This is a genomic window from Sphingomonas sp., from assembly GCF_031380695.1.
Lineage (GTDB): Bacteria > Pseudomonadota > Alphaproteobacteria > Sphingomonadales > Sphingomonadaceae > Sphingomicrobium.
Genome location: NZ_JANMWY010000170.1, coordinates 1 through 9,148, shown reverse-complemented (window position 1 = coordinate 9,148; position 9,148 = coordinate 1). Strand labels below are relative to the sequence as shown.

Below are 9,148 nucleotides of genomic sequence, written 5' to 3'. Positions count from 1 at the left end.
GGATGATCTCCTTGATTTGGCCCGCTCCCTAGACCGGGCGCGGCGGCAATCCTAGATGGGATGGATGGACCAGCCGATCGGCGAACTTTCCTCCCGCATGCGCGACATTTTCCGCATGGTGGTCGAGGCGTATATCGAGCGCGGTCAGCCGGTCGGGTCGAAGATGCTGACCGGCAGCGTCTCCCTCTCCCCTGCGTCGATCCGCGGCGTGATGCAGGAGCTGGAGGAGCGCGGCCTGCTGACCCACCCGCACACCTCGGCTGGCCGCATCCCGACCGAATCCGGCCTGCGCCTGTTTGTCGACGGGATCATGCAGGCGTCGGTGCCGGGTCAGCGCGAGCGCCTGGCGATCGAGGCGCAGCTGCGCGACCGGCCGATCGAACAGGCGCTCGACGCTGCCACCTCGATGCTGTCGGGCCTGTCCGCCTGCGCCGGCGTCATCCTCGCCCCCAAGCAGGAACAGCGCCTGCGCCAGCTCTCGTTCGTCCCGCTCGATCGCACCCGCGCGTTGGCGGTGCTCGTCGGCGTCGACGGCAGCGTCGAGAATCGCGTCGTCCCGCTCGCGCCCGGCACCAATGCCGCGCAGCTCGCCGAGGTCGGCAATTACGTCAGCGCCCGACTGTCCGGCCTGACCCTGTCCGAAGCCGTCGCCCGGCTCCGTGCCGAAATGACCGAGCGCCGCGCCGCGATCGACCTCGCCGCTGCCGAACTGGTCGCCTCGGGCCTCGCCGCGTGGAGCATCGACCTCGACCAGCGCCCGCTGCTGATCGTGCGCGGTCACGCGAACCTCATCGAAGAAGGCACCGCCGCCGACCTCGACCGCGTCCGCAAGCTGCTGGAAGAGCTTGAGGACCACCAGGAAATCGCCCGCGTGCTTGAGGGCGCGCGCGATGCCGCCGGTTGCCGCATCTTCATCGGATCGGAGAACCGGATGTTCGCGCTTAGCGGCTCATCGGTCATTGCCGCACCGTGGCGCGGGAGCGAAGGGCAGGTGGTCGGCGTTGTCGGCGTGATCGGTCCGACGCGGTTGAACTATGCGCGGGTGGTCCCCATGGTGGATTTCACCGCCCAGGCGCTAACCAGAATGATGGAATCATGACCGAAGAAAATCTATCCGACGACCTTCCCGAAACCGCCGACGATTCGAGCCTGGATGAACTCATCGGGGAGCTGCAGAATCAGCTGGAGGAAGCAAAAAGCAGCGCGCTTTATGCGGCTGCCGAGGCGCAGAACGTCCGCCGCCGGCTTGAAGCTGAGAAGGTCCAGGCCTCAACCTATGCCGTCGCCAACTTCGCCCGCGACATGCTTAGCGTGAAGGATAATCTCGACCGCGCGCTCGCCGCCGTGACCGAGGAACTGCGCGCCGACGCGACCGCCGCCAACTTCCTCGCCGGGATCGAGGCGACCGCGCGCGAACTCGACGCCATCTTCACTCGCAACGGCGTCACCCGCATCGCCGCGCGGGGAATGCCGCTCGACCCCAACAAGCATCAGGCGATGATCGAAATGCCGAGCGACCAGGAACCCGGCACGGTGATCGAGGAAATGCAGGCCGGCTACATGCTCAAGGAACGCCTGTTGCGTCCGGCGCTGGTGGGGGTGGCGAAGGCGGGGTGAGTCAACCGCGAGTGCACGATTTTGCTGTCCTACAGCCCCCTGATGATGCCACCAACCGACTCGGTTCGGGACTATCGTGGCGCTCGCGCCACCGACCGAACATGATTTGCGGCAACCACGCCATACGGTGTGAACTTCGGTGAACTTTGGCCAATGTTTATGGTCTTGTTGAGTACCCCCCAAACGGCAATAATTCCGCCGGTGGAACGCAGATCAGCCGGTCTGCTGCGCCCCGGTCAGCCAGGAAGCGGTGCCGCACGATCTCGGCCTGCTGCTCGATGCCATAGCGGTTGAACGCCTGCCCCTAGCGCAGGGCAAAGTCGTAGCGGCAGAAGGGGTGGCGCATCAGCGGCAACCAGAACCGCCCCTTGCTCTGCGCCTGCCAGACATGGGTCATCTCATGGATGAACAACCCCTGCCGATCGAGCGGTTCGCGGGCGAAATCGTCCGACCATTGCTCGCCGTGCGGATGGAAATGGATATGGCCCATCGGCGCCATCACGATGGCCTTTGGCTGCAACGGCCACCACGTGCCGCGCACCAGGCGCACCCGGTCATAATCGATAGCCTCGCCAAAGACGCTTCGCGCCAGCTCGATTTCGCCGGGGGTGAGGGGACGGGTCTCGGCCACGCGGCCTCCTGCATTGGTTCGCTGCACGGTGCAATCGCGCTTGCCGCCGCCACCGCGCCTCGCTAGGGCATCGGTTAAATCAAGAGAAGGAATGCAAGCATGAGCGAGACCGCGGATCGGGTGAAGAAGATCGTCGTCGAGCATCTTGGCGTCGACGCCGATAAGGTCACCGAAGAGGCCAGCTTCATCGATGATCTGGGCGCGGACAGCCTCGACATCGTCGAGCTGGTGATGGCGTTCGAGGAAGAGTTCGGCGTCGAGATCCCCGACGACGCGGCCGAGAAGATCGCCACCGTCAAGGATGCGATCACCTACATCGACGAGCATAAGGCCTGATGAATTCGGCCCCGCGCCACGGGCTGCGGGACGGGTTGATGATTGAAATTCGACAGGCCCAGCCCATCCGGGTTCGGGCCTGTCGTCCTGTCTGGAGAGACTGAATGCGCCGTGTCGTCGTCACTGGTCTGGGGCTCGTCACGCCGCTCGGCGCGGACGTCGAGACGGTCTGGGCCAACATCCTGGCGTCGAAGAGCGGCGCCGGGACGATCACCCGGTTCGACACCACGGGGCAGAAGTGCACTATCGCTTGCGAGGTCAAGCCCGCTGACCATGCCTATGGCTTCGACCCCAACAAGCGCGTCGACCACAAGGTCCAGCGCCAGGTCGATCCGTTCATCATCTATGGCATCGATGCCGCCGGCCAGGCGCTCGAGGATGCTGGGCTGACCGAGATGAGCGAAGAGGACAAGCTGCGCACGGGTTGCTCGATCGGTTCGGGCATCGGCGGCCTGCCAGGGATCGAGAGCGAATCGCTGGTGCTGGCCGAAAAGGGTCCGGGGCGGGTCAGCCCGCACTTCGTCCACGGCCGCCTGATCAACCTCATCTCGGGTCAGGTCTCGATCAAATACGGCCTGATGGGGCCGAACCATTCGGTCGTCACCGCCTGCTCGACCGGCGCCCATTCGATCGGCGACGCGGCGCGGATGATCAAGGACGACGACGCCGACATCATGCTGGCGGGCGGCGCGGAAGGAACGATCAACCCGCTCGGCGTGGCCGGTTTCGCCCAGGCCCGCGCGCTCAACATGAGCTTCAACGACCGTCCCGAACAGGCCAGCCGCCCCTATGACAAGGGCCGCGACGGCTTCGTCATGGGCGAGGGCGCGGGGGTCGTGGTGCTTGAGGAATATGAGCACGCCAAGGCGCGCGGCGCGAAAATCTATGCCGAGGTTGTCGGCTATGGCCTGTCGGGCGACGCCTACCATGTCACCGCCCCGCATCCCGAGGGCAAGGGTGCCGAAATCGCCATGCGGATGGCCCTGAAGAAGGCCGGCATGGAGCCGTGCGACATCGATTACATCAACGCCCACGGCACCTCGACCATGGCCGACACGATCGAACTCGCCGCCGCCAAGCGCGTGTTCGGCGATGACCTGTGTGGCGCGTCGATGAGCAGTACCAAATCGGCGATCGGCCATCTGCTCGGCGGTGCCGGCGCGGTCGAGAGCATCTTCTGCATCCTCGCCATTCGCGATCAGATCGTCCCCCCGACGCTCAACCTCGACGATCCCGACGACGGCACCGAAGGGGTCGACTTGGTGCCTCATGTGGCGAAGAAGCGCGAGGTCAAGGCGGCGCTCAACAACAGCTTCGGCTTCGGCGGCACTAACGCCAGCTTGATCATGAAGGCGGTCGAGGCCTGAGCGCGTGAAGCGCCTCCGCTCGCTCTTCCTCTTTGCGCTGGTCGCGATTGGCGGGTTCGGGGCATATGACTGGTGGGGACCGGGGCCGCTGGCCCGCCCGGCGATGGTCACGATCCAGCAGGGAACTTCGCTCAATGCCGCCTCCGAGCAACTGGCCTATGCCGGTGCGGTCCGCGGGCTCGGGAAGCGCTGGTATTATCTCGCGCGGCTGATCGGTTCGCACGACGCCATCCAGGCGGGCGAATATCGCATCCCGGCCCATGCCAGCGGCGCGGCGGTGCTCGATCTGCTGCAGCATGGCAATCCGGTCCAGCGGCTGATGACCATTCCCGAAGGCATGCCGTCGGTCATGGTCCAGGAGCGGCTCGCGGCCTTGCCATTCGCGACCGGCGAGGCACCGCTGCCGGCAGAAGGCTCGGTCTTGCCAGACAGCTACAGTTATGAGCGCGGCGAGACACGCGCGGCGATCCTCAAGCGGACCACCGATGCGATGCACCGCACGCTCGATGCGCTCTGGGCCAAAAGCAAGGGCGACTGTCCGGTCGCGACCCCGCTCGCCGCGCTGACCCTCGCCTCGATCGTCGAGAAGGAGACCGGCAAACCGGCCGAACGCGCGACCGTCGCAGGCGCTTATTGCAACCGGCTCAAGATCGGCATGAAGCTCGATGCCGACCCGACCGTGATCTACCCGATTACCAAGGGCAAGCCGCTCGGTCGGCGCATCCTGCGATCGGAACTTGACGCCGACAATGGCTACAACACGTATCGCCGTGCCGGGCTCCCGCTCGGCCCGATCGCCAACCCGGGTAAGGCAAGCATTGCCGCAGTGTTGAACCCGGCACCGACCAAGGCGCTCTATTTCGTTGCCGATGGCACCGGCGGACACGTCTTCGCCGACACGCTGGCCGAGCATAATGTCAACGTTGCCAAATGGTTTGCGATCCGCCGCCAGCGCGGCGAGCTCAAGTGATCAGGGCTTGAGCGCAGTCGCACGCACATAGCCGACCCGCCGTTCCGTCCCGGCATAGCCCCAGGCCCAGCCGAGCGAGCAGTCGAGCATGTGCAGCACATCGCCCTCGGCCAGCATGGAGATGGTCGCCGCGCCATCCTCACGCCCGGTGACGAACGGCGCATCCGCTGCCAAGTGCCGAACCAGCGGCTCGGCATAATGAGACGATATTACCCGCCCGGCGAGCGCGACGTCGGCGAGGTCCTTGCGATAGGCGTGGATCACGGGGTCGGGCGGGTTCGACTTGCCGGCGAGCGCAAAGCTGCCGACCGCGAGGGCATCAGCCGTGGGCGAAGGCGGTGCGGGCGGGCGCGGGCTGGAATCCGGCACCCTGTCGGCTTGCCCCCTCGCTATCGATCCGGAGGAGACGTTTGAACCCTTCAAGAAAATCAGCCCCGCTGCTGGTGTGGACGACGAACACGTTGCGGCGGTCGTCCTGATCACGTTCGCGGCGGAGATAGCCCAGCGTACCCAACGTATTCAAGGCGCGCGTCACCACCGGCTTCGACACCCCCAGTCCGCGCGCCAGCCCACGCACCGTGTGCGGCCCCGGCGTCAGATAGACGAGCATTAGCAGCGCCATCTGCCTGTTGGTCAGGTCGGGCTCGCCGGACCGGACATATCCGATCAGCGCGCGCATCCATCCCGTCAGCGCTCCATCCGCCATTCCGCGTCTTGCTCCTTCGAACCGCATAGTTCGTGAAGGGATTAACCGCGCACGGGCCGAAATGTTGCGTAGGCAACACATCCGCCGGTCGAATTATCGCGGGTCGCGTCGGTCAGGCGGGGCGATAACGCGCCTCAAGCAGGCTAAACGCAGCCCGAAGCCCGAGCGCTTCACCGCCCTTGGGCCGCCCCGGTTTTGCCGCTGGTCGCCAGGCGAAGGTGTCCAGATGGGCCCAGGGTGTCGCGGCGGGGACGAAGCGGCGCAGAAACAGCGCGGCGGTGACCGACCCGGCGAAGGGGGAGTCGGCCGAATTGACGATATCGGCGACGTCGGACTTGAGCATCTCGTCATAGCCGTCCCACAGCGGGAGCCGCCACAGCGGGTCGTCGACCGCGATGGCGGCGGCGAGCAGGTCGGTCGCGAGCGCTTCGTCGTTGGCGAAGGTCGCGGGGAGATCGGGACCGAGCGCGATCCGGGCTGCGCCGGTCAGGGTAGCGAAGTCGAGGATCAGCTCGGGCTTGTCCTCGGCCGCCCGCGCCAGCGCATCGCCCAACACGAGCCGGCCCTCGGCGTCGGTATTGTCGATCTCGACCGTCGGGCCGAGACGGCTGGCGAGGATGTCGCCGGGGCGGAAAGCGGTCGACGAGACGCTGTTCTCGACCGCCGCGATCAGCAGATGGAGCCGCACCGGCAGGCGCGCACCCATCACCAGCCCGGCCAGCGCCAACGCATGCGCCGCGCCACCCATGTCCTTCTTCATCAACCGCATTCCGCTGGCCGGCTTGATATCGAGTCCGCCGCTGTCAAAGCACACGCCCTTGCCGACCAAGGCGATGCGCGGGTGGTCGGGGCGGCCCCATGTGACTTCGATCAGGCGAGGCGCGCGCGATCGCTCGGCGCCGCGGCCGACGGCGGCGATCATCGGATAGCCTTGTTCGAGCGCGTCGCCGATCGTGACGGTGACGCTCGCGCCATGCTCGGCGGCGAGGGCGCGGGCGGCGTCCTCGAGGTCGGCGGGGCCCATGTCGGCGGCGGGCGTGTCGACCAGGTCACGGACGAGGGCAGTGGCTTCGGCGAGGCGAATCGTCGCCGGGATGGCGGCGACGTCGGCGACCAGCAGGGTTCGCGTGGGCAGCGGATCGGGGGCGGATTTGTAGCGGTCGAAGCGATGCTGGGCGAGCAGCCAGCCTAGCGCGGCAAGCCCGGCCTCGCCGCCCGCCAGCCGGTAGCGGCCCTCGGGCAAGGCCGAGGCAGCGGCGGCGAGGCACCAAGGGGAGAGGGCGGCGCGGTCCTTCACGCTGGCTACGGCATCGACCGCGTCGCCTGTCGGCAGCAGGAGCAGCGCGCCGGGCTTGGCCGGGTCGAAGCGGGCGGCGTCGGCCAGCGCGGGGTGGGCGGCGGGCAGCGCCTTGCGCCAGTCGTCGACACTGTCCTTGTCGACCAACGTCAAAGTGCGCGCGGGCTCGCCGCGATCTGAGAGGAGTAGGGGGGCGAAATCGGTCATCGCGCGGCACTTAGCCCCGCCGCGATGCCGCTGTCACCATCTTCTCCGTAGGGCGCTGTTAATTACTGGTATACCAAGGGCTTGACGGTCGCCAGCGATTGCGCTTGCAAGCGCCGACGACATTAGCGGAGCGATCGATGCGGAAACTTAGGCGCTGGATAGTCACGGCGGGGCTGGTCGCCGCGCTGAGCGGATGCGAAACCGGGCCGCGGCAGGTGGTCGAAGCGCCTCCGCCGCCCGCGATGACCCCGGCCTATCGCTGGACCAACGGCTTCGCGCCCAAGGCGCACGAGGATGCGGTCGCTGCCTTCGGGCCGCTGGCACTCGCGCCGGGCGACTTTCGCTGGGTGGCCGAGGTGCCGACCGAGGGCGAGGCGAAGATCGTGATCGATCTCGTCAGCCAGCTGTTCTACATCTATCGCGGCGACAGACTGGTGGGGGTCGCGACGATCTCCAGCGGCAAGAAGGGCCGCGAAACCCAGCTCGGCTTCTGGTCGGTGATCATCAAGAAGCAAAAGGGTTTCAGTCGCAAGTATGACAATGCGCCGATGCCGTTCATGCAGATGTACGACAGCAAGGGCCTTGCCTTCCACGCCGGGCCGAACCCGGGCTTTCCGGCGAGCCACGGCTGCGTGCGCCTGCCCTACAAGTTCGCCGAGCGATTGTTCGCCATGACGAAACTCGGCACGAAGGTGGTGATCGAGGGGTAGCGGGCGCGGGTTGACTAATGCCGTGAACAGGGCGCCTATTTGCAGATCAGGAACAGGGGAGTGCGGAACATGGCGCAGGACTGGTCGGCGGACGTCAAGAAATATGCTCCCGAGGCCGATGACGGAATCGTCGCCGGGATTGTGCGGCATTGCGGCATCTCCCTGCACAAGGTCGACAGCGCGCTGGTGTCGTTCTCCGACAAGGCCGAAACCGACCGGGTGCGCGATGGTTTCTGCCGCAAGAAGCTGGCGCTGACGCAGGACAATGCCGAGATCGACCGCGTGATCGCGACGGTCGGCGAGCGGATGAAGGCCGACCGGACCAAGAACCGGGTGACGGTCTATTATCTGCTGGCCGAAGCGTTCGACAAGCTGCAGCTGTTCGCCAAGGCCCCTGCGCCCACGAAGGCGGCGGCGAGCGACACAGGTAGCGGTGCGGCGGCGGCGGCTGTGCTCGGTGCGGGTACGCATGCTGCGCTGGGGGCGGCTGGACCTGGCGCGACCGGGGCGGCGTCCCCCCTGCTGGTCAAGAAGGGTGCAGCGCGCGCGCCAGATCCGATCGTCGTCGATGACGCGGCACCGTTCGCCCACCCGGTGCCGGTGGCGGCGCCCGAGCCAGTGAGGGAAGCGACCCCGGTCGCCGATCCCGATCCGGTCGCCGATCCCGATCCGGTCGCCGCGCCCGATCCAGTTGCCGAACCGGTGGCCAAGGCCGCGCCGAGGTTCGGAACCGCGACGGCAGCGGCGGGGGCCGTCGCCGCCGGGCTGGGCGCTGTCGGCGGGAGCACGATGAACAGCGAGCCGCTCGACACGCCGTCTCTCGCAGCGGACCTGCCGCCAGCGACTGCGTCCGTCGACCCGGTCACGCCGCCGGTCAGCCGCCGCGAGCAATATATCAGTGCGCCCGACGCGGTAGAGGTCGCCGAAGGCGGCGGCGGTTCGATGAAGTGGCTGCCGTGGCTGCTGCTCGGGCTCGGCGTCCTGGCGCTGCTGTGGTATTTCCTAATTTAGGACGTACGGCGCGAACGATCAGGGGAACGCCGGCCCCCGAAGTCGTTCGCGTCGGGCGGGAAGGTCAGGGGAAGGTCAGCCCTGAAGCCGTTTTGGGGGTTGGAAGGTTACGGCTCGGAAGGTCAGACGGGTTTTGGTTTGAGCTGATGCTTTAATTTGCGCTACGCCAGCTTGCGCGCCCGTTCCCCGATGCCGCGGTTGAAGAGCGGCGGGAAGGCGCTGAGCGCGCCCAGCGCAGGGCGGCCGAGGAGATAGCCTTGGGCCAGCCGGACGCCGAGCGTGCGGAGCATGGTCAG

At 67.0% G+C, this 9,148-nt stretch carries 10 protein-coding genes and 1 pseudogene; 7 read left to right on the top strand and 4 right to left on the bottom strand.

Annotated elements, in window-relative coordinates:
- The first annotated feature begins 64 nt into the window (after positions 1-64).
- On the top strand, positions 65-1,099 hold the full coding sequence (gene hrcA / locus RMN84_RS06445) for a heat-inducible transcriptional repressor HrcA (RefSeq protein ID WP_309611363.1): 1,035 nt from the start codon (positions 65-67) through the stop codon (positions 1,097-1,099).
- Positions 1,096-1,617, top strand: coding sequence for a nucleotide exchange factor GrpE (locus RMN84_RS06440; RefSeq protein WP_309611362.1), 522 nt, complete (start codon positions 1,096-1,098; stop codon positions 1,615-1,617). Before hrcA ends, RMN84_RS06440 begins: the two co-directional genes overlap by 4 nt.
- Before the next feature lie 157 nt (positions 1,618-1,774).
- On the opposite strand, the pseudogene RMN84_RS06435 reads toward RMN84_RS06440, so the two are convergent.
- Positions 1,775-2,248, bottom strand: a pseudogene (locus RMN84_RS06435) (vgr related protein).
- 99 nt (positions 2,249-2,347) lie between these two features.
- Between RMN84_RS06435 and RMN84_RS06430 the strand changes: the two are divergent.
- The 3 genes from RMN84_RS06430 to mltG all read left to right on the top strand — a co-directional run bounded on the left by RMN84_RS06430 (position 2,348) and on the right by mltG (position 4,921).
- A complete protein-coding gene (locus RMN84_RS06430) occupies positions 2,348-2,584 on the top strand; it encodes an acyl carrier protein (RefSeq protein ID WP_309611361.1) in 237 nt (78 codons plus the stop codon).
- Between the two features lie 104 nt (positions 2,585-2,688).
- Complete coding sequence (gene fabF / locus RMN84_RS06425; RefSeq protein WP_309611360.1) at positions 2,689-3,951, top strand: beta-ketoacyl-ACP synthase II; 1,263 nt, start codon at positions 2,689-2,691, stop codon at positions 3,949-3,951.
- 4 nt (positions 3,952-3,955) lie between these two features.
- Positions 3,956-4,921 carry an endolytic transglycosylase MltG gene (gene mltG / locus RMN84_RS06420; RefSeq protein ID WP_309611359.1) on the top strand — a complete coding sequence of 322 codons (966 nt, stop codon included), beginning with the start codon at positions 3,956-3,958 and terminating at the stop codon, positions 4,919-4,921.
- On the opposite strand, the gene RMN84_RS06415 is transcribed toward mltG, so the two are convergent.
- The 3 genes from RMN84_RS06415 to RMN84_RS06405 form a co-directional block, all read right to left on the bottom strand.
- Positions 4,922-5,290 carry a hypothetical protein gene (locus RMN84_RS06415; protein ID WP_309611358.1) on the bottom strand — a complete coding sequence of 123 codons (369 nt, stop codon included), beginning with the start codon at positions 5,288-5,290 and terminating at the stop codon, positions 4,922-4,924. It lies immediately after the preceding gene.
- The gene (locus tag RMN84_RS06410; protein ID WP_405051454.1) at positions 5,241-5,600 is read right to left on the bottom strand and encodes a MarR family transcriptional regulator; all 360 of its coding nucleotides are present in this window, start codon (positions 5,598-5,600) and stop codon (positions 5,241-5,243) included. Before RMN84_RS06410 ends, RMN84_RS06415 begins: the two co-directional genes overlap by 50 nt.
- Positions 5,601-5,739: 139 nt before the next feature.
- The gene (locus RMN84_RS06405) at positions 5,740-7,131 is read right to left on the bottom strand and encodes a leucyl aminopeptidase family protein (protein WP_309611356.1); all 1,392 of its coding nucleotides are present in this window, start codon (positions 7,129-7,131) and stop codon (positions 5,740-5,742) included.
- A 137-nt stretch (positions 7,132-7,268) separates the two neighbouring features.
- Here RMN84_RS06405 and RMN84_RS06400 point away from each other — a divergent pair, with 137 nt between their 5' ends.
- Both RMN84_RS06400 and RMN84_RS06395 read left to right on the top strand, forming a co-directional pair.
- A complete protein-coding gene (locus RMN84_RS06400; protein ID WP_309611355.1) occupies positions 7,269-7,841 on the top strand; it encodes a L,D-transpeptidase family protein in 573 nt (190 codons plus the stop codon).
- A 69-nt stretch (positions 7,842-7,910) separates the two neighbouring features.
- A complete protein-coding gene (locus tag RMN84_RS06395) occupies positions 7,911-8,852 on the top strand; it encodes a DUF2853 family protein (protein ID WP_309611354.1) in 942 nt (313 codons plus the stop codon).
- Positions 8,853-9,148: the final 296 nt, after the last annotated feature.

Bases quoted from the DNA above. Each gene is read 5' to 3' on its own strand.
- RMN84_RS06410 (WP_405051454.1), bottom strand. From the start codon at position 5,600: ATGCGCGCGCTGATCGGATATGTCCGGTCCGGCGAGCCCGACCTGACC.
- fabF (WP_309611360.1), top strand. From the start codon at position 2,689: ATGCGCCGTGTCGTCGTCACTGGTCTGGGGCTCGTCACGCCGCTCGGC.
- RMN84_RS06405 (WP_309611356.1), bottom strand. From the start codon at position 7,131: ATGACCGATTTCGCCCCCCTACTCCTCTCAGATCGCGGCGAGCCCGCG.
- RMN84_RS06430 (WP_309611361.1), top strand. From the start codon at position 2,348: ATGAGCGAGACCGCGGATCGGGTGAAGAAGATCGTCGTCGAGCATCTT.
- hrcA (WP_309611363.1), top strand. From the start codon at position 65: ATGGACCAGCCGATCGGCGAACTTTCCTCCCGCATGCGCGACATTTTC.
- RMN84_RS06395 (WP_309611354.1), top strand. From the start codon at position 7,911: ATGGCGCAGGACTGGTCGGCGGACGTCAAGAAATATGCTCCCGAGGCC.
- RMN84_RS06440 (WP_309611362.1), top strand. From the start codon at position 1,096: ATGACCGAAGAAAATCTATCCGACGACCTTCCCGAAACCGCCGACGAT.
- RMN84_RS06400 (WP_309611355.1), top strand. From the start codon at position 7,269: ATGCGGAAACTTAGGCGCTGGATAGTCACGGCGGGGCTGGTCGCCGCG.